Annotated in this window: 20 protein-coding genes; 7 read left to right on the top strand and 13 right to left on the bottom strand. The window is 74.0% G+C overall.

Features of this window, described 5'->3' with window-relative positions:
- Positions 1-162 precede the first annotated feature (162 nt).
- The 6 genes from HJG45_RS13730 to HJG45_RS13705 all read right to left on the bottom strand — a co-directional run bounded on the left by HJG45_RS13730 (position 163) and on the right by HJG45_RS13705 (position 6,993).
- Entirely contained in the window at positions 163-1,119 is a 957-nt protein-coding gene (locus tag HJG45_RS13730; protein WP_171612687.1) for a FecR family protein, read from the bottom strand.
- A 92-nt stretch (positions 1,120-1,211) separates the two neighbouring features.
- Positions 1,212-1,727, bottom strand: a complete 516-nt coding sequence (locus HJG45_RS13725; protein ID WP_171612686.1) for an RNA polymerase sigma factor — start codon at positions 1,725-1,727, stop codon at positions 1,212-1,214.
- 282 nt (positions 1,728-2,009) lie between these two features.
- Positions 2,010-3,407: a dihydrolipoyl dehydrogenase gene (lpdA, locus tag HJG45_RS13720; RefSeq protein WP_171612685.1), complete on the bottom strand. Its 1,398-nt coding sequence runs from the start codon at positions 3,405-3,407 to the stop codon at positions 2,010-2,012.
- A 1-nt stretch (position 3,408) separates the two neighbouring features.
- A complete protein-coding gene (locus tag HJG45_RS13715; protein WP_171612684.1) occupies positions 3,409-4,743 on the bottom strand; it encodes a dihydrolipoamide acetyltransferase family protein in 1,335 nt (444 codons plus the stop codon).
- A 1-nt stretch (position 4,744) separates the two neighbouring features.
- Positions 4,745-5,758 carry an alpha-ketoacid dehydrogenase subunit beta gene (locus HJG45_RS13710; protein ID WP_171612683.1) on the bottom strand — a complete coding sequence of 338 codons (1,014 nt, stop codon included), beginning with the start codon at positions 5,756-5,758 and terminating at the stop codon, positions 4,745-4,747.
- 2 nt (positions 5,759-5,760) lie between these two features.
- The gene (locus tag HJG45_RS13705) at positions 5,761-6,993 is read right to left on the bottom strand and encodes a 3-methyl-2-oxobutanoate dehydrogenase (2-methylpropanoyl-transferring) subunit alpha (protein WP_171612682.1); all 1,233 of its coding nucleotides are present in this window, start codon (positions 6,991-6,993) and stop codon (positions 5,761-5,763) included.
- 281 nt (positions 6,994-7,274) lie between these two features.
- Here HJG45_RS13705 and HJG45_RS13700 point away from each other — a divergent pair, with 281 nt between their 5' ends.
- The 3 genes from HJG45_RS13700 to HJG45_RS13690 are packed head-to-tail and all read left to right on the top strand — an operon-like array spanning position 7,275 to position 10,897.
- Complete coding sequence (locus HJG45_RS13700; protein ID WP_174890465.1) at positions 7,275-8,144, top strand: xanthine dehydrogenase family protein subunit M; 870 nt, start codon at positions 7,275-7,277, stop codon at positions 8,142-8,144.
- A gap of 3 nt (positions 8,145-8,147) precedes the next feature.
- Positions 8,148-8,651 (top strand): (2Fe-2S)-binding protein, encoded by a 504-nt coding sequence (locus HJG45_RS13695; protein ID WP_171612681.1) that lies wholly within the window; start codon positions 8,148-8,150, stop codon positions 8,649-8,651.
- Positions 8,648-10,897: a xanthine dehydrogenase family protein molybdopterin-binding subunit gene (locus tag HJG45_RS13690; RefSeq protein WP_171612680.1), complete on the top strand. Its 2,250-nt coding sequence runs from the start codon at positions 8,648-8,650 to the stop codon at positions 10,895-10,897. Before HJG45_RS13695 ends, HJG45_RS13690 begins: the two co-directional genes overlap by 4 nt.
- A 79-nt stretch (positions 10,898-10,976) precedes the next feature.
- Here the strand turns inward: HJG45_RS13690 and HJG45_RS13685 are convergent, their stop codons facing one another.
- The gene (locus tag HJG45_RS13685; protein WP_171612679.1) at positions 10,977-11,411 is read right to left on the bottom strand and encodes an Lrp/AsnC family transcriptional regulator; all 435 of its coding nucleotides are present in this window, start codon (positions 11,409-11,411) and stop codon (positions 10,977-10,979) included.
- Positions 11,412-11,575: 164 nt separating this feature from the next.
- Between HJG45_RS13685 and HJG45_RS13680 the strand changes: the two genes are divergently transcribed.
- Both HJG45_RS13680 and rocD read left to right on the top strand, forming a co-directional pair.
- Positions 11,576-12,466 (top strand): dimethylarginine dimethylaminohydrolase family protein, encoded by an 891-nt coding sequence (locus HJG45_RS13680; RefSeq protein WP_171612678.1) that lies wholly within the window; start codon positions 11,576-11,578, stop codon positions 12,464-12,466.
- A gap of 34 nt (positions 12,467-12,500) precedes the next feature.
- On the top strand, positions 12,501-13,742 hold the full coding sequence (rocD, locus tag HJG45_RS13675) for an ornithine--oxo-acid transaminase (protein ID WP_302479755.1): 1,242 nt from the start codon (positions 12,501-12,503) through the stop codon (positions 13,740-13,742).
- Positions 13,743-13,797: 55 nt separating this feature from the next.
- On the opposite strand, the gene HJG45_RS13670 is transcribed toward rocD, so the two are convergent.
- The 6 genes from HJG45_RS13670 to HJG45_RS13645 form a co-directional block, all read right to left on the bottom strand.
- Complete coding sequence (locus tag HJG45_RS13670) at positions 13,798-14,364, bottom strand: NADPH-dependent FMN reductase (RefSeq protein WP_171612677.1); 567 nt, start codon at positions 14,362-14,364, stop codon at positions 13,798-13,800.
- Positions 14,365-14,396: 32 nt separating this feature from the next.
- A complete protein-coding gene (locus tag HJG45_RS13665; protein WP_171612676.1) occupies positions 14,397-15,437 on the bottom strand; it encodes an SDR family oxidoreductase in 1,041 nt (346 codons plus the stop codon).
- A gap of 76 nt (positions 15,438-15,513) precedes the next feature.
- A complete protein-coding gene (locus tag HJG45_RS13660) occupies positions 15,514-16,647 on the bottom strand; it encodes an FAD-dependent oxidoreductase (RefSeq protein ID WP_171612675.1) in 1,134 nt (377 codons plus the stop codon).
- Positions 16,644-17,876 carry an MFS transporter gene (locus HJG45_RS13655; RefSeq protein ID WP_217362919.1) on the bottom strand — a complete coding sequence of 411 codons (1,233 nt, stop codon included), beginning with the start codon at positions 17,874-17,876 and terminating at the stop codon, positions 16,644-16,646. The genes HJG45_RS13660 and HJG45_RS13655 overlap by 4 nt, the downstream gene beginning before the upstream one ends.
- Positions 17,873-19,228, bottom strand: a complete 1,356-nt coding sequence (locus HJG45_RS13650; protein WP_171612673.1) for an MFS transporter — start codon at positions 19,226-19,228, stop codon at positions 17,873-17,875. The genes HJG45_RS13655 and HJG45_RS13650 overlap by 4 nt, the downstream gene beginning before the upstream one ends.
- Positions 19,229-19,236: 8 nt before the next feature.
- A complete protein-coding gene (locus tag HJG45_RS13645; protein WP_171612672.1) occupies positions 19,237-20,118 on the bottom strand; it encodes a PRC-barrel domain-containing protein in 882 nt (293 codons plus the stop codon).
- Positions 20,119-20,465: 347 nt separating this feature from the next.
- On the opposite strand from HJG45_RS13645, the gene HJG45_RS13640 reads away from it, so the two are divergent.
- The gene (locus HJG45_RS13640) at positions 20,466-20,906 is read left to right on the top strand and encodes a secondary thiamine-phosphate synthase enzyme YjbQ (protein ID WP_171612863.1); all 441 of its coding nucleotides are present in this window, start codon (positions 20,466-20,468) and stop codon (positions 20,904-20,906) included.
- 20 nt (positions 20,907-20,926) lie between these two features.
- Complete coding sequence (locus HJG45_RS13635) at positions 20,927-21,994, top strand: SDR family oxidoreductase (protein WP_171612671.1); 1,068 nt, start codon at positions 20,927-20,929, stop codon at positions 21,992-21,994.
- Positions 21,995-22,044 lie beyond the last annotated feature (50 nt).

The raw sequence follows: 22,044 nt of genomic DNA, 5'->3' as shown, positions 1-22,044 counted from the left end.
TGGAAGCGGCACCCTTCCATTGGGGGGACGTTTCCCGCTGAGCCGGACTGCAAGCCGTCGGGAAAGATTTTCGCGGGGTGCTTGCCTCTGTGTTCATTGGCCTGCTGGTCCGCCGCGGTCGTGGGTCATCCCACGACCTTCGCGGGCAGGACACTCAGGACACTATCGCAGGATCAGGATGTCGCCCGGCAGGGCGCGCGCCTTCAGCCCGGCCGTCTGCAGCAGATGCGTCACCACCTGGTCGAGCCGGTCGAGATGGAACACGCCGCTGACCTGGCGCTCCGCCGCCGCCTCGTTCAGCAGCAGGATATGGCCGGGCCGGTAGCGGTTGATCTCGGCCACCACCGACCGGATGCTGCGGTCGCGGAAGACCAGCAGGCCCTGCTGCCAGCCGGACACGGCCACCGGATCCACCCGCCGCCGCGGCCCGAGGCCAGCCGCGTCGTAGCTGACCTGCTCTCCCGGGCCGAGCTGCATACCGCCCGAGGAGCGGACCTCGACCCGGCCTTCCAGATCGGTCACCGAGACGGCGCCGGGCTCCATGAGGATGTTGAAGACCGTGCCGAGGACCTGCGTCTCGCCCCCCGCGGAGGCGACGACGAAGGGCCGCCCCGGATCGGCCGTCACCGCGAAGCTCGCCTCGCCGCCGAGCAGCAGCACCCGCCGCTCCTCCGCGGTGAAGCGCAGGGAGAGGCTGGTGCGGGTGTTCATCGCCACCCGGCTGCCATCCGGCAAGGCGAGGACCCGCCGTTCCCCGGTGCCGGTGCGATGATCCGCGTCCAGCTCCTCGAGGCCCGGCAGCCAGCCCTGCCGCCGCCCCACCACCAGGCTGCCGCCGACCGAGGCGGCGAGGCTGGCGCCGATGACGAGGCCGCGCCGGTTCGCCAGGCTGCGCCGCAGCGGCAAGGGGGCCGGGGCGCCGCCCGTCCGCAGCGCCGGGGCCAAGCGCGACCAGAGCCGCGCCGCCTCCTGGAAGGCGGCCTCATGCGCCGGGCTGCGCGCCCGCCAGGCCGCGACCTGCCAGGCATCGGCATCCGTCGCCTCGCCGGAGGCGAGCCGGGCGACCCAGGCCTGGGCCACGCGGCGAAGCTCGTCCGGCGATGCGGGCATGTCAGTCATGGCTGGACAACCAGATGCTGCAGCCCGAAGGTGATTGCTGTTCCACCCGCCTCATACCGGGAAGACGCGGCGACACGAAGCGGACTGCAAATTCAGCGTGGCTTTCGCTCCAGATACACGGAACAGTGATCGAGGGCCCGCTCGATCTCATAGGCCACGGTGCGCACCGAGATGCCGAGGCGGGCGGCGATCTCCGCATGCGGCAGGCCCTCGAGCCGGGCCGCCGTCAGGATCCTGCGCCGCCGGGCCGGCATCGCCGCCAGCGCCTCCTGCAGCCGCGCCAGCTCGGCCCGGCCCTCCAGCACCGCATCCGGCGCCGGGGTCGCGTCCGGGATGGCCAGCAGGGCTTCGATCTCCAGCGGCTCCAGCCGGCGGCGCTGCTCGCGCCGACTCTGGTCGGCCGCGACATTGGCCGCGACCTGGAGCAGGAAGGCATCCGGGTCGCGCACCTCCGGCAGGGTGGCGACCTGGCCGACGCGCAGCCAGGTATCCTGCAGGGCATCCGCGGCGCGCGCCGTGGAGCCGAGGCGGCGGCTGAGGCGATCCAGCAGCGCCGCATGGCGTCGGGCCAGGTATTGGAGGAGCGACAGCTTATCCTTCTCCCCCAAGCGAAGTCCTCCCAGGCGGCACGCCGGCGCGCCCCGCGCCCAGCCCGGTGACAACCTAGACTTGTTGCGAATGATTCGCAAATCGTGGCGGCGGGAGGGGAGCGGGCCGGAAGGCGGCCCGGTATGGGACACCGCCGGGCGATCCGCGCCAGGAACGCCCATCGAAGCCGTCGCTGCTCGTTGCCCTGTCGCGGCTTCGCCGCGGCAGGCTGTGACGCGCCCGGGATCAGAAGCGAATGAGCGGGGCCCCCGCGAAGACGCGCAGCGGCTTCGTGGGGATTACTAGACGCCGTGCGCCGACTGGCCGAGCGCTCGCAGCGCCGCCTCCTGCAGCGCCTCGCCGCGCGTCGGATGCGCATGCACCGTGGCGGCGATGTCCTCCAGCCGCGCCCCCATCTCAAGCGCCAGGGCGAAGCCGGCGGCGAGCTCCGAGACGCCGGCCCCGACCGCCTGGATGCCGAGCACCAGATGGCTGTCGGCGCGCGCCACGACGCGGACGAAGCCCTCCTCCTCCGCCTCCGTCAGCGCCCGGCCATTGGCGGAGAAGGGGTACTGCCCGATCCGGACCTCCGGCACCGCCCGCCGCGCCTCGGCCGGGGCGAGGCCGACCGAGACCACCTCCGGGCCGGTGAAGCAGATGGCTGGGATCGCCACCGCGTCGAAGGCGCGGCGCGCCCCGGCGACGATCTCGGCGACCATATGTCCCTGCGCCATGGCGCGATGCGCCAGCATCGGCCCGGGCGTGATGTCGCCCACCGCCCAGACATTGCGCATGGAGGTGGCGCAGCGGGCATCGATGCGGAGGAAGGCGCCGTCCATCGTCAGGTCCAGCCCCTCCAGACCGAAACCCTGCGTCCGCGGTCGCCGCCCGACCGCGACCAGCACGAGCTCCGTCGGCACAACCTGCTCGCCGCCATCGCCCGTGGCGACGCGCAGCGCCGTGCCGTCCGGGGTGAGGCCGCGCGCCGCGGCGCCGGTCAGCAGCGCCATGCCGAGCCGGTCCATGGCGCGCAGCACCGGCCGGGTGAGCTCGGCATCCCAGCCGGGCAGGATACGGTCGGCCGCCTCCACCATCGTCACCTGGACGCCGAGCCGGGCGAAGGCCATGCCGAGCTCGAGGCCGATATAGCCGGCGCCGACCACGGCGAGGCGCTCCGGCAGCGCGGCGAGGGAGAGCGCCCCGGTCGAGGAGAGGACGCGGCCGCCGAAGGGCAGGGCGGGCAGCTCCACCGGCTCCGAGCCGGTGGCCAGCAGCACGTGCTCGGCGCGGATGGTCTGCGGCCCGGTATCGGTCTCGACCCGGCAGGTCTTGCCGTCGAGCATGCGGCCGCGCCCCTGCAGGCTGCGCACGCCGGCGCCCTTCAGCAGGGTGGCGACGCCGGCATTCAGCCGGCCGACGATGCCATCCTTCCAGGCCATGGTCGCGTCGAGGTCGAGGCTCGGCGCGCCGAGGCGCAGCCCGAAGGGCGAGGCCTTCGCCGCCTCCGCCGCTGCGGCGTATTCCGCCGCGACATGGATCAGCGCCTTCGACGGGATGCAGCCGATGTTGAGGCAGGTGCCGCCGAGGCTGCCCTGCTCGACCAGGATGGTGTCCACGCCAAGTTGCCCGGCGCGCACGGCGGCGGTGTAGCCGCCCGGCCCGCCGCCGAGGACGAGGAGCTTCGCGGTCAGGTCGCCCATCTCAGCCCCCGATGAAGATGCGCGCGGGCATCTCGAGCAGCCCCTTGATGCGCTGGATGAAGACCGCCGCGTCATAGCCGTCGACGACGCGGTGATCGAAGGAGGAGGAGAGATTCATCATGGTGCGCGGCACCACGGCGTTGCCCATCCACATCGGTCGCACGGCCATGCGGTTGACGCCGATGATCGCCACCTCCGGCCGGTTCACCACCGGCGTGCTGACGATGCCGCCCAGCGCGCCGAGGCTGGTGACGGTGATGGTCGAGCCGCTCAGCTCCTCCCGTGCCGCGAGGCCGGCGCGCGCCGCATCGGCCAGCCGCTTCAGCTCCGCCGCGCAATCCCAGAGGTCGCGCGCCTCGGCATGCCGCAGCACCGGCACGACGAGGCCACCCGGCGTCTGCGTGGCGATGCCGACATGCACGCCGCCATGCCGCCGGATCACCTCCGCCTCGTCGTCGTAATGCGCGTTCATCTGCGGGAACTCGCCGACGGCGCGCACCAGGGCCTGGATCAGGAAGGGCAGCAGGGTGAGCTTCGGCCGCTCCCCGGCCTCGGCATTGAGCGAGGCCCGCAGCGTCTCCAGCGCCGTCAGGTCGATCTCCTCGACATAGGAGAAATGCGCGACGCGGCGCTTCGCCTCGGCCATGCGCTCGGCGATGCGGCGGCGCAGGCCGGTGACGCGGATCTCCTCGATGCGGGTATCGGCGGCGCGGCCGGCCGGCGCCGGGCCGGCGCCGCCGTCGCGCAGCCAGGCCTCGATATCCTCGTGCAGGATGCGCCCGGCCGGGCCGCTGCCGCGGAGCTGGCGCAGGTCGATGCCCGCCTCCCGCGCCCGCTGCCGCACGGCGGGCGAGGCGATGGGCCGCTCGCCCGGCGGCCGCGGCGGGCCGGCGGGGCGGGGCGCCGGGGCGGGCCGGCGCGGCGGGGACGGCGGCGCCGCGGGACGCGGCTCGGGCGCGGCCGGCCGGGCCGGCGTCGCCTCGGGGGACTTCGCGGGGCTCTCGGTCCTGGGTTCCTGGGGGCGCTCCCGAGGGGGCTCCCGGGGGCGTTCGGGGGGCGCCTGGGCGGGCGCCGGGGCGGCACTGTCCGGCGCCCCCGGCACCTCGATCCGCAGCAGCTCGCCGCCGACCGCGAGCCGGCTGCCGACCTCGCCGCCGAGGGCGAGGACGGTGCCGCCGACCGGCGAGGGGATCTCGACCGTCGCCTTGTCGGTCATCACCTCGGCGAGCGGCTGCTCCTCCTGCACCACGTCGCCCACCTTGACGTGCCAGCCGACCAGCTCGGCCTCGGCCACGCCCTCGCCGATATCCGGCATCTTGACCACGCGCGTGCCCATCTCACTCCTCCAGCACGGCGCGGAGCGCCCGGCCGACGCGGTCCGGGCCCGGGAAGTAGTCCCATTCCTGGGCGTGCGGATAGGGCGTGTCCCAGCCGGTGACGCGCAGGATCGGCGCCTCCAGATGGTGGAAGCAGCGTTCCTGCACCTGCGCCGAGAGCTCGGCGCCGAAGCCCGAGGTGCGCGTTGCCTCGTGCAGGATGACGCAGCGGCCGGTCTTCATCACCGACCGCACGATGGTCTCGACATCGAGCGGCACCAGGCTGCGCAGGTCGATGATCTCGGCATCCACGCCCGTCTCCTCCGCCGCCGCCTCGGCGACATGCACCATGGTGCCGTAGGCGAGCACCGTCACCGCCGCGCCCTCCCGCCGCACCGCCGCTTGGCCGAGCGGGATGGCGTAGTGGCCGTCCGGCGTCTCGCCGAGCGGGTGGCGCGCCCAGGGCACGATGGGCTGGTCGTGATGGCCGTTGAAGGGGCCGTTGTAGACCCGCTTCGGCTCGAGGAAGATGACCGGGTCGTCGTCCTCGATCGCGGCGATCAGCAGCCCCTTGGCGTCGTAGGGGTTGGAGGGGATGACGGTCTTCAGCCCGGCGACATGGGTGAAGAGCGCCTCCGGGCTTTGGCTGTGGGTCTGGCCGCCGAAGATGCCGCCGCCGCAGGGCATGCGCACCACCATCGGGGCGGTGAACTCGCCGGCCGAGCGGTAGCGCAGCCGCGCCGCCTCGGAGACGATCTGGTCGTAGCCGGGATACATGTAGTCGGCGAACTGGATCTCGGCGACCGGGCGCAGCCCATAGGCGCCCATGCCGACGGCGACGCCGATGATTCCGGTCTCCGAGATCGGCGCGTCGAAGCAGCGCGAGGCGCCGTATTTCCGCTGCAGCCCCTCGGTGCAGCGGAAGACGCCGCCGAAATAGCCGACATCCTCGCCGAAGACGACGACGCGGGGATCGCGCGCCATCATCACGTCGAGCGCGTCGCGGATGGCCTCCACCATGGTGCGGCGCGGCATGGCTAGACCCCCAGCTCCTGGCGCTGTTCGCGCAGATGCCGCGGCATCTCCTTGTAGACCCCCTCGAACATGGCGGCGCTGCTCGGCTTCGGGCCGTCATGCAGGGTGCCGTAGCCCTCCGCTTCGCGCGCCGCCGCCAGCACCTCGTCCTCGATCTCGGCGCGGAGCTGGGTGTGGCGCTCCTCGCTCCAGGCGCCGAGGGCGATGAGGTGGTTCTTCAGCCGCTCGATCGGGTCGCCGAGCGGCCAGGCATCGGATTCCTCCTTCGGCCGGTAGCGCGAGGGGTCGTCCGAGGTGGAATGCGCCCCGGCGCGGTAGGTCACCCATTCGATCAGCGTGGCGCCGAGGTTGCGCCGCGCCCGCTCCGCCGCCCAGGAGGAGGCGGCGTGCACGGCGAGGAAGTCGTTGCCGTCCACCCGCAGCGAGGGGATGCCGTAGCCATGCGCCCGGGCCGCGAAGGTCGCGCTCTCGCCGCCGGCGATGCCCTGGAAGGCCGAGATGGCCCATTGGTTGTTCACCACGTTCAGGATCACCGGCGGCCGGTAGACCGAGGCGAAGACCAGCGCCGCGTGGAAGTCGCTCTCGGCCGTCGAGCCCTCGCCGACCCAGGCGGCGGCGATGCGGGTGTCGCCGCTGATCGCCGAGGCCATGGCCCAGCCGACGGCCTGGACGAATTGCGTGGTGAGGTTGCCGGAGACGGAGAAGAAGCCGGCCTCCTTCGCCGAATAGAGCACCGGCAGCTGCCGCCCCATCAGCCGGTCCCGCTCGTTGGAGAAGACCTGGCACATCATGTCGACCAACGGCCAGTCCTGGGCGATCAGCAGCCCCTGCTGGCGATAGGTCGGGAAATTCATGTCGCCCTTCTCGAGCGCCGTCTGGAAGCCGCAGGCCACCGCCTCCTCGCCGGTCGAGGGCATGTAGAAGGAGGTCTTGCCCTGGCGCTGCGCCATCATCATGCGGGCGTCGAAGGCACGGGTCTTCAGCATGGCGCGCAGCCCGGCCTTCACCGCCTCGGCATCGAGGCCGGGATCCCAGGGGCCGACCGCCTCGCCCTCCCGGTTGAGGACGCGGATGATGGAATAGGCGAGGTCGTGGATCTCATGCGCCGGCACGTCGACCGGCGGGCGGCGGACGGCGCCGGCCTGGGGGATGCTCAGATACTGGAAATCCGGCCGGCCGCCGGGTCGGACCGCCGGCTCCGGCACGTGCAGCGACAGGGGTATCCGCTCGGCCATGGCGCGCTCCCGCTCAGCGGCCGGGAGGGCCGCCGGGCGGCAGGATGGGCCAGCCCGTCGCCTCCTGGCCAGATGCCGGAGCCTATCGCAGCGGATCGAGTCGCCGCGTCTCATTCCGGACGCTAGGCCAAAGGGGGCTGGCAGCCGGACGTCCGACCAAGGGGGCTTTGCCCATCCGGCCGGCCGGCGTAGCCTGCCGTCACGACCCCTCGGCGCCGCCGGGCGCGCCACGCCCTGCCGCCGGGCCACAGGGCGCAATGGAAACGATCACGGAAGCAGGCATGACGGACATACGATATCTGGCGCCGGGCACGCTGGACGAGGCGGTGAACGCCTTCGCCGCCGCTGCGGGGGCGGCCCGCATCCTGGCCGGCGGCACCGATTTGCTCGTGCAGATGCGCGCCGGCGTGGTGCGGCCCGGCGTGATCGTCGACATCAAGAAGATCGCCGAGATGACCACGATCGAGGAGACGCCGGAGGGCGGCTTCCGCATCGGCGCCGCCGTCTCCGGCGCGCGGCTGGCCGAGCATCCCCGCTTCGGCAAGGCCTGGCCGGGCGTGCTGGAGGCGGTGAACCTCATCGGCTCGAAGCAGGTGCAGGGCCGCGCCTCGCCGGGCGGCAACCTCTGCAACGCCTCCCCGGCCGGGGACAGCGTGCCGGCGATGATCGCGGCCGGCGCGGTGGTGACCGTCCAGGGCCCGCACGGGCGGCGGCAGATGCCGGTCGAGGCGGTGCCGGCCGGGCCGGGGCGGACCAACCTGACGCCGGGCGAGATCCTGGTGAGCTTCACCCTGCCGCCGCGACCGGCGGGCTCGGGCGACGCCTATCTCCGCATGATCCCGCGGACCGAGATGGACATCGCGGTGGTTGGCTGCGGCGTCAGCCTGACGCTGGAGGGGGGCAAGGTCACGGCGGCCCGGGTCGGCCTCGGCGCCGTCGCGCCGACGCCGCTGCTGGTCGGGCCCGCCGCCGAGGCGCTGATCGGCAGCCGGCTGGAGGAGGAGGCGCTCGCCGCCGCCGCCGCCGCCTGCAGCGCCGCCTGCCGCCCGATCGACGACAAGCGCGGCACCATCGCCTATCGCACCAAGGTGGCGGGCGTGCTGCTCAGGCGCACCGCCGCCATCGCCGCCGAACGCGCCGGGAGGGCCTGAGCCATGGCGAAGATCCACGTCACCACCACCGTCAACGGCGAGCCGGTCGAGTTCCTGTGCGAGCCGCAGCAGAGCATGCTCGACGTGCTGCGTGGCCCGCTCGGCCTCACCGGCAGCAAGGAGGGCTGCGGCTCCGGCGATTGCGGCGCCTGCAGCATCACGCTGGACGGCCGCCTCGTCTGCTCCTGCCTGATGCTGGCCGTGGAGGCCGAGGGGCACGAGATCGGCACCATCGAGGGCATGGCGAGCGGCGACGGGCTGCACCCGCTGCAGCAGAAATTCCTCGAGATGGCGGCGCTGCAATGCGGCATCTGCACGCCCGGCGTGCTGGTCGCCGCCAAGGCGCTGCTCGACAAGAACCCCGACCCGACCGAGACCGAGGTGCGCTTCGGCCTGGCCGGCAACCTCTGCCGCTGCACCGGTTACGACAAGATCGTCCGCGCGGTGCTGGAGACGGCGGCGGAGATGCGCGGGGCGAAAGCGGAGATGCCGGAGGCCGTGCGATGAACGACATGACGAACAAGTGGATCGGCCAGCGCACGATCCGCCCCGACGGCGCCGAGAAGGTCACCGGCCGCGCCGCCTATGCCGCCGACACCACCATGCCCGGGATGATCTGGGGCAAGGTGCTGCGCAGCCCGCACGCCCATGCCGTCATCCGCTCGATCGACACCGCGAAGGCCGAGGCGCTGCCGGGCGTGAAGGCGGTGGTGACGCACAGGGACCTCGTCGAGTTCCCGCTCGACAAGTCGGTCATGCTCGGCATCCAGGACATGCGCTGGATGTGCCGCAACGTGATGGCGCGGGAGAAGGCGCTGTTCCACGGCCACCCGATCGCGGCCGTCGCGGCGACCTCGGAGACCATCGCCGCCGAGGCGCTGCGGCTGATCGAGGTGGAGTATGAGGTGCTGCCGCATGTCATCGAGATCGATGACGCGCTGAAGCCCGACGCGCCGATCCTGCACGACTTCCTCAGCTTCGAGGGCAAGCCCTCGAACATCGCCGGCAAGCTGGAGCACAGGCTGGGCGACATCGAGGCCGGCTTCGCCGAGGCGGACGTCGTCATCGAGCGCAGCTTCACCACCCGCCCGGTGCATCAGGGCTATATCGAGCCGCATGCCTGCCTGGTCAGCGTCGCGGCCGACGGCAAGACCACCATCTGGTCCTCCTCCCAGGGCCAGTTCATGGTCCGCGCCATGACCTCGCTGCTGACGGGCATCCCGCAGAGCGACATCCGCGCCATCCCGGCCGAGATCGGCGGCGGCTTCGGCGGCAAGACCATCATCTATCTCGAGCCGCTAGCGACGGTCCTGTCGAAGAAGTCCGGCCGGCCGGTGAAGATGGTGATGTCGCGCGAGGAGGTGATGCGCGCCTCCGGCCCGACCTCCGGCTCGAAGAGCACGGTGAAGATCGGCGCGACGAAGGATGGCCGGCTGGTCGCGGCGCAGGGCACCTTCTGGCTGCAGGCAGGCGCGCTGCCCGGCTCGCCGATCCGCGGCGCCGCCGGCTGCGGCTTCGCGCCCTACACCATCCCGAACGTGGTCTCGACCGGCTTCGACGTGGTCAGCAACCGCTCCAAGGTCGCGGCCTACCGCGCCCCCGGCGCGCCGATCGGCGCCTATGCGGTGGAGTGCGTGATCGACGAGGTCGCCGAGGCGCTGGGCATGGACCCGCTGGAGCTGCGGCTGAAGAACGCCGCGCGCCAGGGCACCAAGGCGGCGCATGGCCCGGTCTATCCCCGCATCGGCTTCATGGAGACGATCGAGGCGGCGCTGGCGCATCCGCACTACAAGACCCCGCTCGGCGAGGCGCCGCCCGGCAAGCGGCGCGGCCGCGGCGTCGCCAGCGGCTTCTGGTTCAATGCCGGCGGCGAGAGCAGCGCCCAGGTGAACATCACCGAGGACGGCAACGTCGTCGTCACCACCGGCCATCCGGATATCGGCGGCTCCCGCGCATCCATCGCCAACATCACCGCCGAGCTGCTGGGCATCGACTACAAGCGCATCTCGGTGCTGATCGGCGACACGGCGACGATCGGCTACAGCAACCTGACGGGCGGCAGCCGCGTGCTCTTCGCCTCGGCCATGGTGGTGACGCAGTCGACCGAGAAGGTCATCGCCAGCCTGAGGGAGCGGGCGGCGAAGATCTGGAAGATCGACCCCGAGGCGGTCGCCTGGGAGGATGGCGAGGCGCGGCCGGTCAGCGACAATGCCGGCCGCTTCCCGCCGCTCAGCCTGGCCGAGCTCGCCGCGCGGGCGACCGAGACGGGCGGTCCGATCGGCGCGGGCGTGCAGCTCAATACCACCGGCGCGGAAGGCGGCTTCGCCACCCATCTCTGCGATGTCGAGGTGGATGTCGATCTCGGGATCGTCCGGGTGCTGCGCTACACCTCCTTCCAGGATGTCGGCCGGGCGGTGCATCCGAGCTACGTGGAAGGCCAGATGCAGGGCGGCGCGGCGCAGGGCATCGGCTGGGCGCTGAACGAGGAGTACATCTACGACCGGCAGGGCCGGGTGGAGAATGCCGGCTTCCTCGACTACCGGATGCCGGTCTGCTCCGACCTGCCGATGCTGGACACGGTGATGATCGAGGTGCCCAACCCGAAGCACCCGCAGGGCGTGCGCGGCGTCGGCGAGGTGCCGCTGGTGCCGCCCCTCGCCGCGGTCGCCAACGCCGTTTACGACGCGCTCGGCAAGCGCTTCTACGCCCTGCCGATGTCGCCGCCGCGGGTGCTGGAGAAGCTCGAAGGCTGACCCATTCCCCAGGACGCCGGCTCGCGGCGTCCTGGGGACCGCCTGCTTCGGCGAGCCCTCGACGGGGTGGGCGGCGCGCTTAGCCTTTCTGGGTCGAGAGCAGGATGCTGGTCTCGGTATTGGCCACGCCTTCCAGCATCCGGATGCGGTTGAGCGCCCCGTCCAACGCCTCCAGGCCCTCCGCGCCGAGCTCGGCGATCACGTCCCAGCGGCCATTGGTCATGTGCAGCGCCCGCACCTCCGGGAAGCCGCGCAGCGCCCGCAGCACCCCCGCCGTGCTGCGGCCGCGGATCTCGATGGCGGTGATGGCCCGCACCCCGCCGCCCACCCGCTCCGCCTCGGCGCCGAGCCGCAGCGTGAAGCCTTGGATCACGCCGCCCCGCAGCAGCCGGGCGATGCGGTTCTGCACCGTGCCGCGGGAGACGCCGAGCATCGCCGCCAGGCTGGAAGCCGGCCGGCGCGCATCGTCGCGCAGCAGGGCGATCAACCGGCGGTCGGTGTCGTCGAGCTCCATGCCCCTCCATCCTGGCGAAGTGCCGGCCCGGCCTGGCATTCTGCCCGATTCGAGGCGGCGGATTGCCAATTGTCGAGCGGAATGCTGGCGCTCCCGCTTGCCAGGATAGTCGCCTGACGGCCCGCTTCGGATCCCGTTTCCGACCCTTGGGGCCAGGAGAGCGCATGGCCCCGACGATCCTCATGACCGACCCGGCGCATTTCGAGGTCGATTATGTTATCAACCCCTGGATGCGGCCGGAGGATTGGCACCGCGACGCGGTGGCGAACCGTGCCGCCGCCCGCGCCGCCTGGACCGGCCTTGCCGCGGCGCTGCGCGCGGCCGGCGCCCGGCTGGAGGTGCTGCCGGGCGCGCCCGGCCTGCCGGACATGGTCTTTCCCGCCAACGCCGCCGTGGTGCTCGACCGCCGGGCGCTGCTCGCCCGCTTCGCCTGCGCCGAGCGCCGGCCGGAGGAGGCGCGGTTCCGCGCCGGCTTCCGCGGCCTGCAGGCGCGTGGCCTGCTAGACGAGGTCGCCGAGCTGCCGGAGGGGCTCTACCAGGAGGGCGCCGGCGACTGCCTCTGGGATGCCGGGCGCGGGCATTTCTGGGCCGGCCATGGCCAGCGCTCGCTGCGCGCCGCCATCCCGCATCTCGCGGCCTTCTTCGGCCAGGAGGTCGTGCCGCTCGAGCTGGTCTCGCCGCGCTTCTACCACCTCGATGTCTGCTTCTGCCCGTTGCCGGGCGGCGAGCTGCTCTATCATCCCGGCGCCTTCGCCCCGGCCTCCCTCGCCGCGATCCATGAGCGTATCCCGCCGGCGCAGCGCATCGCGGCGGATGCGGAGGAGGCCGGGCTGCTCTGCCTCAACGCCGTCGCCCTCGGCCGCGACCTGGTGATGGCGCGCACCTCGCCGCGGCTGCGGGCGGTGCTCGCCGAGCGTGGCTACCGCCTGGCCGAGCTCGACCTCGCGCCCTTCATCCTCTCCGGCGGCGCCGCCTTCTGCATGACGCTGCGGCTCGACCGCAGCACCGCCCCGGCGCTGCCGCCGCAGGCGCTCGCCACCCTGCCGGCGGGCTGAACCCGCCGCGCCCCCAATCCCTGGAAACGACACCATGCCCGACAGCATCATGCCCAGCTTCCGCTACGACCATATCGGCGTCGAGGAGCGTCTCGGCGCGCACAACTACCACCCGCTCGACGTCGTCCTCACCCGCGGCGAGGGCGTCTGGGTCTGGGACGTGGAGGGCAACCGCTATCTCGATTGCCTCGCCGGCTATTCGGCGGTGAACCAGGGGCATTGCCATCCGCGCATCCGCGAGGCGCTGGTCGCGCAGTCCGGCCGGCTCACCCTCACCTCGCGGGCCTTCCGCAACGACCAGCTCGCGCCCTATTTCGAGGAGCTCTGCGCGCTGACCCGCTCGCATCTCGTGCTGCCGATGAACACCGGCGCCGAGGCGGTGGAGACCGCCATCAAGGCGGTGCGCAAATGGGGCTACGAGCGGCGCGGCATCCCGGAGGGCGCGGCCGAGATCATCGTCTGCACCGGGAATTTCCACGGCCGCACCACCGCCGTCATCGGCTTCAGCAGCGATCCGGAGGCGCGGGGCGGCTTCGGCCCCTTCGCGCCCGGCTTCCGCGCCGTGCCCTTCGGCGACGCCGCGGCGCTGGAAGCCGCGATCACGCCCAACACGGTCGGCGTGCTGATCGAGCCGATCCAGGGCGAGGCCGGCGTCATCATCCCGCCGCCCGGCTACCTGCCGGCGGTGCGCGCGCTCTGCACGCGGCATGGGGTGACGCTGATCCTGGACGAGATCCAGACCGGCCTCGGCCGCACCGGCCGGCTGCTGGCGGAGGAGCATGAGGGGATCGAGGCGGATGTGACGCTGGTCGGCAAGGCGCTGTCGGGCGGCTTCTACCCGGTCTCCGCCGTGCTCTCGAACGGCGAGGTGCTCGGCGTGCTGCAGCCGGGGCAGCATGGCAGCACCTTCGGCGGCAACCCGCTCGCCTGCGCCGTGGCGCGCGCCGCGCTGCGCGTGCTGGTCGAGGAGGACATGCCGGGCAATGCGGCGCGGATCGGCGCGCATCTGCTGGCGGGCCTGCGCGGCATCGGCGGCCCGGTGCGGGAGGCGCGCGGCCGCGGCCTGATGCTGGCGGTCGAGCTGCACCCCGAGGCCGGCGGCGCCCGCCGCTGGTGCGAGGCGCTGCGCCGCGCCGGGCTGCTCTGCAAGGACACGCATGGCCATACCATCCGCGTCTCGCCGCCGCTGATCCTGACGCGGGACCAGGCGGATTGGGCGCTGGAGCGGATCGAGGGCGTGCTGCGCGGCCCGACGCCGGACCTTGCCGCGGGCTGAGCGCCGGTAGGCTGAGGTCGGGGCACTGAGCGTCGGGGGGGCTGGTCGCCGCGGATCACCCCCGCAGCCGCTCGGTCCAGTCCTTCAGCGCGACCAGCTGCGACTGCACGAAGTCGCGCGTCTTCTCGTCGGTCAGGCGGCCCTCGGCATCGAAGCGGCTGGTCGCCTGACCGATCATCACCTCGGGGCGGTTCAGCACGAAGGCGTTGAGGAAGACGAAGCTCTGGCGCAGGTGGTACTGCGCCCGCGCCGTGCCGATGGCGCCGGGGCTCGCCCCCATGATGGCCACCGGCTTGCCGTCGAAGGGCTGCTCCGGCGGGCGGGAGGCCCAGTCGATGGCGTTCTTCAGCACGCCCGGCACCGAGTAATTGTATTCCGGCGTGGCGATCAGCACCGCATCCGCGGCCTTGATGGCGTCGCGCAGCGCCTGCACCGGCGGCGGATAGCCCTGCTGGCGGAGATCGTCGTCATAGGGCGGGATCTCGCGCAGCCCCTCGAAGATGGCGATCTCCATGCCGGGCGGCGCCAGCTCGCGGGCCGCGCGCAGGGCGGCGGCGTTCAGCGAGCCGCGGCGCAGGCTGCCGCAGAGGCCGAAGACCTTGATGCTCGGGGTGGTCGCCATGATGCCGGTTCTCCTTCGCTGCGGCAGCCGTCCTACCTCATCCGTGGCCTGGCCCCCGGCTCGTCGGGCGCGGTGAGCCCGCGCCAAGCCAGCGGCAGCAGCAGGCCGATCGCCAGACCCGCCGTGGCGCGCAGCCAGCCCGGATCGATCGCGGCGGCGTGGCGCCGCGCCCGGGCATCGAAGCGGCCATGCGCCCCCTGGTCGCCGGGCCAGGGCGTCATCAGGTTGTCGGGCCGGTCCGGCGGCTCCGGCTCCTGCGTCATCTGCCCGTCATAGCCCTGGCGGGCGAGGATGCGGTCGACCAGTCCCGGCGCCACCATGGTGCCGAGGATCGCCTTCACCGTCGCGCCGCCCACCCAGAGCTCGCGCGGCGCCGCCAGCGCCGCCTGGACGATCCGCTCCGCCACCGGCTCGGGCTGGTGGATCGGCGGCACGGGCTGCGCCCGGCGCGGCATGTGGCTGCGCGCCCAGTTGAATTGCGGCGTGTTCACCGCCGGCAGCTGCACCATGGTGAGGCGGATCCCGCTGCCCTCGTGCCGCAGCTCGGAGCGCAGGGAATCGGTGAAGCCGCGGATGGCGAATTTCGCCGCGCAATAGGCGGATTGCAGCGGGATCGCCCGATAGGCCAGGGCCGAGCCCACCTGCACGATGGTCCCGGCATCGCGCGGCCGCATGTGCCGCAGCGCCGCCAGCGTGCCGTGCACATAGCCGAGATAGGTCACCTCGGTGACCCGCCGGTATTCCTCGGGCGAGGTGGCGTGCACCGGGGCGAAGGTCGTCGCCATGGCGGCGTTCACCCAGGTGCCGATGCCGCCGAAATGCGCGGCGGCGCGGTCGGCGGCGGCGAAGACGCCCTCGGCATCCGCGGTGTCGGTCGGCAGGGCGATGGCGCGGACCCCCGCGGCCTCGGCCTCGCGCCGCGCGGCCTCCAGCCCCTCGGTGCTGCGGGCGATCAGCGCCAGGTTGGCGCCGCGCCGCGCGAAGGCGCGCGCCGTCGCCCGCCCGACGCCGGCCGAGGCGCCGGTGATGACAACCGCGCCGGGGGCGGTGCGGTGGTGGATGCGGGACGCCATGGCCGGAACCCTTGCCTGTCCTGGCCCCGAACACCCGATGCGGCCGCGGGGTTGCCGGCCCCTGGGGAACGCCGCCCTATCCGGTCGCGCGGGGCAGCCCGGCCGGCAGCGCCCGGAAGCGGGCGATCCAGCGCCCGTCGAGCCAGTGCTTCAGCCACCACAGCCAGCGGCCCTCGATGGCGAGGCGGCCGCGCAGCGCGATCGCCACGCCGTCATAGGTGCCGATCAGCGCCAGGGCGCGCCGCTGCGGATGGAAGGGCCGCGGCGCCGCGCCCCGCGCCACGCGGCGGAGATTGGCGAGCAGCGGCGCCCCCTGGCGGACGGCGAAGACGCCGGCCTTCGGCCGGGGATGCGGCAGCACCGCGGCGATGTCGCCGGCCGCGAAGACCTCCGGATGCGAGACCGAGCGCAGCGCCGCATCCACGGCGACGAAGCCCTGCGGGTCGAGGGCAAGCCCGCTGCCGCCCAGCCAGGCCGGCGCCGCCGCCCCGGTCGCCAGCAATGCCAGGCTGGCCGGGATTCGCCGGCCATCGGCGAGCAGCAGGCCGTCGAACCCGCTGGCGATCACCTCGGCCCCGGCGATCACCGCGATGCCGCGCGCCGCCAGGGCGCGGGCGACCAGCCGGCGCGCCTGGCCGCCCGCCTCGGGCAGCAGCGCCGCGCCGGGCAGCAGCAGCACCTCCGGCGCCGGGCCGGCGCGGCGAAGGCGGCGGCGCAGCGCGAAGGCCAGCTCGATGCCCGCCGCCCCGCCGCCGATCACCGCCAGCCGCGCCGGCCCGGGCGGCAGGCCGGCCAGGGCCGCGCCCAGCCGCGCCGGCAGGCTGCCGATCGGCCGCACCGGCAGCACCTCGCCGCCGCCGGGCGGCGGCGGCCGCGCGACCGAGCCGATATCGAGCGAGAGCAGGTCGTAGGACAGGATCGCCCCGTCGGCGCAGAGCAGGCGGCGCATCCCGGCATCGAGGCTGACGGCGCGCCCCGGCAGCAGCCGCGCCCCCGCCGCGGCGGCGAGGCGGCGCAGGTCGATGCGGCAGGCCTCGGGCGGATAGAGGCCGGCGAGCAGCGCCGGCAGCCGGCCGGAATAGAGGGGCGCCGTCTCCGCCGCCAGCAGGGTGACGCGCAGCCGCGGCTCGGGCCGCAGGGCGAGGCCATGCAGCAGGCCGAGATGCGCATGGCCGCCGCCGACCAGCAGCAGGTGCCGCGCATCGGTCACGGCGACCGGTCCCGCGCCGCGCCGCCGAGGCCGAAGCAGAGCGGCAGGGCGATGGCGCAGAGCGCCGCCATCGCCCAGAAGCCGCCGATCCCGAGCCAGTCATGCAGCGGGCCGGAGACGAGCAGCAGCAGCGCGGTGGCGAGGCCGTTGCCGAGCGAGGCCAGCAGCGACTGCGCCGTCGCCGCCAGCCGATCCGGCACCAGCCGTGTCAGGATCGCCATCGCCGCCAGATGCTGCGCGGCGAAGGTCAGCCCGTGCAGGAGCTGGGAGAAGGCGATCGCCGGCAGCGGCCCGTCGAGCGCGAGCACCGACCAGCGCAGCACCCCGGCCAGGGCGGCGAGGGCGCAGACGCCGCCGGGCCCCAGCCCGGCGAGCAGCCAGCGGCCGAACAGGAAGAACACCGCCACCTCGGCGACGACCGAGAGGGACCACAGGGCGTTGACGGCGAAGGGGCCGAGGCCGGCGGCCTGCCAGCTCAGCGCCGCATAGCTGATGTAGAAGGCGTGGCTGCCCTGGATCAGCGCCGAGACGAGCAGCAGCGGCCGGAAGCCCGGCAGGGCGAGCACCGCGGCGATGGCGCGGCGGCCCCGCCCGGACAGCGCTGGGGAGGCTTCGGCCAAGGGGGTGGCTGCGGCGGGGCGCGGCAGGCCCAGCGCGGCGAAGGCGGCGAGGCCGAAGAACAGGGCGTTCAGCCAGAGCACGATGCCCGGCGTGCCGGCCAGCTCGGCCGCCTTGCCGGCGCCGAGATTGGCCAGGATGAAGGCGGCCGCGCCGGCGCCGCGCACCATGCCGTAATTGAGCCGCGGCCGGCCCGCCTCGATCCTCGCCGCTTCCCGCACCGCCAGCGCATCGGGCAGCGGCCCGACCGGGGCCGTGGCGAGGGCATGCGCGACGCCGACGAGCAGCAGCGGCCCCAGCCCACAGGCGAAGGCATAGCCGAGCACGCTGAGCGCCGCGCCGAGCAGGGCGGCGGCGAGCACCTGCCGCGGCGCGCCGAGCCGGTCGGCCAGCACGCCGGCCAGCGGCATCACCACCAGCCGCAGGCCGACGCCGAGGCCGAGCAGCAGCGCGACCTGCGAGGGCGCGGCGCCCTGCTCGACCAGCACCACCGGCAGCAGCGGGCTGAGGACGCCCCAGCCGAGGAAGAGCAGGACGAAGAGCAGCAGGTAGCGCGGCCGGGCCGTCGGCGGCGCGATGGGCGGGCTGCGCCGCCGGAAGGGATGGGTCACGCCCTGTCGCCCGGCTCCTGCGGCCCGACGCTGCCCGGCTCGACGGTCCTGCCGCGCGCGGCCGGCCGGCGCGGCCATGCCGCCGCGTCGTCCTCCGGCGGGGCGGCGTCCGGCGTCGTCCCGGCAGCGGCCTCCCCGTCGCGCATCTCGGGCGCCTCCTCCGGCAGCTCCGGCCGGGTCTCGGGCATGGCGAGGAGGGCGAGGGCGAAGGCGAGCAGCCCCGCCCCGGCCAGGGCGGCGAAGGCGATGCCGGTGCCGTAATGCGCGGCGAGGGCGCCGGCGACGGTGGTGCTGGCGGTGGCGCCGATGCCGCTCGCCAGGCCGAAGACGCCCATGCCGGTGTTGAAGAGCCTGCTGCCGCGCGTCAGGTCGGCGGCGAGCAGCGGCAGCAGGATGCCGAAGGCCGTCGCGCTGATGCCGTCCAGCGCCTGCACCAGCACCAGGGCGAAGGGGTGCTCCACCAGCGCCAGCAGCAGGCCGCGCAGCGGCAGCGCGCCGAGGCCGAGCAGCAGCACCAGCCGGCGGCCGCGCTGCGCCGCGAGCCGCCCGAACCAGGGCGAGATCAGCGCCGTGACGAGCTGCGGCACGACGATGCAGGCGGCGATGATGAGGTTCGCCATCCGGCCGGCCCGTGCCGTCGCCTCGGCCCCGGCGAGCGGCAGCATGGCGGCGTTGGAGAGGGCGAAGAGGGCGCAGCAGGCCGAGAAGACGAGCACGCCGCGATCGGTCACCAGGTTGCGCAACCCCTTCCAGCCGGATTCGGCGGCGGCGTGCTGCATCTCCTCCTCGCGCGGCGCGAGGTCGGCGGCGCGGATCCGGGTCAGCGCGAACATCGCCGGCAGGGTGAGGATGGCGGTGAGCCAGAAGACCGCGGCGCCGGAGAGATAGGTCCCGACCAGCCCCATCAGCCCGGCGGTGATGCCGTTGCCGATGGCCCGGTAGCGGGCGTTGCGCCCCAGCCGCTCGCCGAGCGCCGCCTGGCCGACCAAAGCGAGGCTGATCGCCGCCACGGCCGGGTTGAGGATGCAGCTGGCGAAGCCGTGCAGCACCTCGGCGCCGAGCACGGGCAGGGTATCGGGCCAGGCGGCGAAGATCAGGGCGCTGAGGGCCAGCGAGAGCAGGGCGGAGAAGGCGACGAGCCGCTTGCGCCGGGTGGCGTCGACCAGCGCCCCGGCCGGCACCTGGCTCAGCATGGCGGTGAGGGTGCCGACGCTCAGCGCAAGGCCGATCTCGAACTCGGTCCATTCCTGCGAGGTGAGATAGACGGCGACGAAGGGCCCGAAGCCCGTCTGGACCTCGGCCAGGAAGAAGTTCAGCCAGTCCAGCGCGCGCGCGCTGCGCCTGCCCCGCATGCCCACGCCTAGTTCGGCGCCGAGCGGGCAGGCGGCGATGCAGCCGGATCCGGCGTCGCAGGGGCGTGGCCGGTGCCGGGCGTCGCGGGGGCGGGCAGCGGGTGCGGCGCCGCGCCGGGCAGGGGCGGCGCCGAGGGCGAGGAAGGCGCAGCGGCCGCGGGCGGCTGGGCCGCCGGGCCGGGCGCCGGTGCCTGGGTGCTCGGCGCCTGGGTGGTCGGCGGCGTGGCAGCCGGGCCCGGCGCGGCATCGGGCGCGGCCGGTACCGGGACGGCAGGCGGCGGGGCGGCGGGCGGCGGGGCGGCGGGCGGCGGCGCGGCGGGAGCGGCCGGCTCCGGCGCCGGGCTGGGCGCGCCGGCGGGCGATGCCGGCGCCGTCGCGTCGGGCGTCGCCTGGCCCGGCGGTGTCGTGGGCGGGGCCCCGGCGGCCGGCGCCGGGGAGGTTCCAGGGGAGGGCGCGGAGGAGGCCGGGGCCGCGCCGGCGGGCTGGCCGAGGCTGTCCTGCGGCGGCGTGGCGACGATCACCGGCCCGTCCGGCTTGTAGTCCGGGAAGTTCTTCAGCTGGTCGCGGTCGAGGGTGAGGGTGATGGTGCCCTGGCCACTGCCGGGGGCGAAGCTCAGCGCCCGCCAGGCCACGGCGATGCGCCGCTTGCCGACCCCGAGGAAGCCGCCGAAGTCGAGGATGACGGCGCGCGGCTCGCCCGAGGACGGGTCGATCACGACATTGACGATCTGCGCGACGGTCTCGCCATCGGTGCCCTTCACCTCCCGCCCGAGCAGGCGCAGCACCGCGCCCTTCTCGATCCGCTCCGGCTGGGCCGGGGGCGGCGCCGGCTTCTCCGCGGCCGGCTTCTCCTGCGCCCGGGCGGCGCCGGCCCAAAGGGGGAGGCCCAAGGGGAGGCATAAGGGCAGGCAGGCCAGGAGGCAGCGCAAAGCGAGCCGAGGGGCTGGCGCGGGGCCTGGCCAGGATGGGCGGGACGGCGGCAGGGCCCCGTGCCACGGCGAAGGCGGCAGCCCTGTCTCTGCGGCGTGCATCTGGTCCTCCGGGAGGAATGGCGGCTGGCGACGGCTCCGGCCTCGCCAGCATGACAGGCGACGGCCCAACCTGCCAAAGCCCCGTCAGCGATGAGGATCGGCAACGGACCCCCCGCCGCCGCTTGCCCCCGCGGCGAGGGCCGTCGAAGCTGGCGCGACTCGGCGATCGGGCGGCCCATGCCGGCACCATGCCGGAGGAGGTGCGGGTGGAACAGCGGCTGCACCGGATCGTGGTCGGCACGGCCGGGCGCGGACTGATCGATGTCAGCGCCGAGGTCTGCGGATGGTGCGCGGCACAGGACCTCGCGACCGGGCTGCTGACCATCTGGTGCCGGCACACCTCCGCCTCGCTGCTGGTGCAGGAAAATGCCTCGCCCGAGGTGCAGGCCGATCTCGAGGCCTTCCTCGCCCGCCTGGTCCCGGATGGCGGCGCGGCGCGCTACCGGCATGCCGATGAGGGGCCGGACGACATGCCGGCGCAACTCCGGGCGGCGCTGACCCAGACCCAGCTCTCCATCCCCGTCGCCGGCGGGCGGCCGGTGCTGGGCACCTGGCAGGGGATCTACCTGTACGAGCACCGCATCCGCCCGCACCGGCGCGAGCTCGTGCTGCATCTCCTCGGCGCCGCCGGGTCTGAGGAAGGCTGAAACCAGGGGAGGATGACGTCATGGACAACAGGCAGGGCCTGCTGGTCGCCGGCGCGACCGGCGCGGCGGCGACGCGGCTGCTGGACCGGGCCAGGGCGCGGCCGGATCTCGCCGTGACCGGCCTGTCGCGCCGGCGCCCAATGGGAGGGACGGCGGGGGAAACGGACTGGCTGGCCGCCGACCTGACCGATGCGGCGGCGCTGCGCGCGGCCCTCGCCGCGCGGCCCGACATCACGGCCATCGTCTATGCCTCGCGCGCGCCGCATGCCGAGACGGGGGTCGAAGACGTGCCGGCGAACCTCGCCATGCTGCGCAACCTGCTCGACGCGGCCGAGGCTTCGCTGCCGCGCTTCCGGCATATCCACGTCATCCAGGGCGGCAAGTGGTACGGCATGCATCTCGGCCCCTTCCGCACGCCGGCGCGCGAGGACGACCCGCGGCACATGCCGCCGAATTTCTACTACGACCAGCAGGACCTGCTGGCGGCGCGCCAAGCGGGGCGCGGCTGGAGCTGGAGCACGAGCCGGCCGAATTTCGTCTGCGACGTCGCGCCCGGCCGCGCGCGCAACATGGTCTCGACCCTCGGCGCCTATGCCGCGATCTGCCGCGAGCTCGGCGCGCCCTTCGACTTCCCCGGCAAGCCCGGCGCCTGGACCGCGCTGCTCGAGGTGACGGATGCGGCGCTGCTGGCCGAGGGCGTGCTGTGGATGCTGGACGAGCCGCGCTGCGCCAACCGCGCCTTCAACCTGGTGAATGGCGACAGCTTCCGCTGGTGCGATCTCTGGCCCGTCCTGGCCGAGCAATTCGGCCTGCCGGCCGGCCGGCCGCGGCTGCTGCCGATGGCGCGCTGGATGGCCGACAAGGCGCCGGTCTGGGAGCGCATCCGGGCGCGGCACGGGCTCGCTTTGCCGCTCGACCAGGTGGCGAGCTGGGACTTCGCGGACTTCTTCCTCGGCCTCGATTACGACGTGATGCTCTCGATGAGCGCGGCGCGGCGGGCGGGCTTCACCGGCTTCGTCGACAGCCGGGAGATGTTCCTCGCCCAGGTCGCCGGCTATCGCGCCGCGCGCATCCTGCCGCCGGGCTGACCGCCTCCCCCCGTGCTCGCACCCATGCTCGCTCCTGTGGTGGCGCGGCC

The sequence above is a fragment of the Roseicella sp. DB1501 genome, assembly GCF_013112485.1.
Lineage (GTDB): Bacteria > Pseudomonadota > Alphaproteobacteria > Acetobacterales > Acetobacteraceae > Paracraurococcus.
The sequence above is the reverse complement of the archived record's forward strand: the minus strand, read 5'-3'. Positions and strand labels throughout refer to the sequence as shown.

Excerpts from the sequence above, each read along its gene's own strand:
- HJG45_RS13730 (WP_171612687.1), bottom strand. The coding sequence starts at position 1,119 with ATGACTGACATGCCCGCATCGCCGGACGAGCTTCGCCGCGTGGCCCAG.
- lpdA (WP_171612685.1), bottom strand. The coding sequence starts at position 3,407 with ATGGGCGACCTGACCGCGAAGCTCCTCGTCCTCGGCGGCGGGCCGGGC.
- HJG45_RS13715 (WP_171612684.1), bottom strand. The coding sequence starts at position 4,743 with ATGGGCACGCGCGTGGTCAAGATGCCGGATATCGGCGAGGGCGTGGCC.
- HJG45_RS13710 (WP_171612683.1), bottom strand. The coding sequence starts at position 5,758 with ATGCCGCGCCGCACCATGGTGGAGGCCATCCGCGACGCGCTCGACGTG.
- HJG45_RS13705 (WP_171612682.1), bottom strand. The coding sequence starts at position 6,993 with ATGGCCGAGCGGATACCCCTGTCGCTGCACGTGCCGGAGCCGGCGGTC.
- HJG45_RS13700 (WP_174890465.1), top strand. The coding sequence starts at position 7,275 with ATGACGGACATACGATATCTGGCGCCGGGCACGCTGGACGAGGCGGTG.
- HJG45_RS13695 (WP_171612681.1), top strand. The coding sequence starts at position 8,148 with ATGGCGAAGATCCACGTCACCACCACCGTCAACGGCGAGCCGGTCGAG.
- HJG45_RS13690 (WP_171612680.1), top strand. The coding sequence starts at position 8,648 with ATGAACGACATGACGAACAAGTGGATCGGCCAGCGCACGATCCGCCCC.
- HJG45_RS13685 (WP_171612679.1), bottom strand. The coding sequence starts at position 11,411 with ATGGAGCTCGACGACACCGACCGCCGGTTGATCGCCCTGCTGCGCGAC.
- HJG45_RS13680 (WP_171612678.1), top strand. The coding sequence starts at position 11,576 with ATGGCCCCGACGATCCTCATGACCGACCCGGCGCATTTCGAGGTCGAT.
- rocD (WP_302479755.1), top strand. The coding sequence starts at position 12,501 with ATGCCCGACAGCATCATGCCCAGCTTCCGCTACGACCATATCGGCGTC.
- HJG45_RS13670 (WP_171612677.1), bottom strand. The coding sequence starts at position 14,364 with ATGGCGACCACCCCGAGCATCAAGGTCTTCGGCCTCTGCGGCAGCCTG.
- HJG45_RS13665 (WP_171612676.1), bottom strand. The coding sequence starts at position 15,437 with ATGGCGTCCCGCATCCACCACCGCACCGCCCCCGGCGCGGTTGTCATC.
- HJG45_RS13650 (WP_171612673.1), bottom strand. The coding sequence starts at position 19,228 with ATGCGGGGCAGGCGCAGCGCGCGCGCGCTGGACTGGCTGAACTTCTTC.
- HJG45_RS13635 (WP_171612671.1), top strand. The coding sequence starts at position 20,927 with ATGGACAACAGGCAGGGCCTGCTGGTCGCCGGCGCGACCGGCGCGGCG.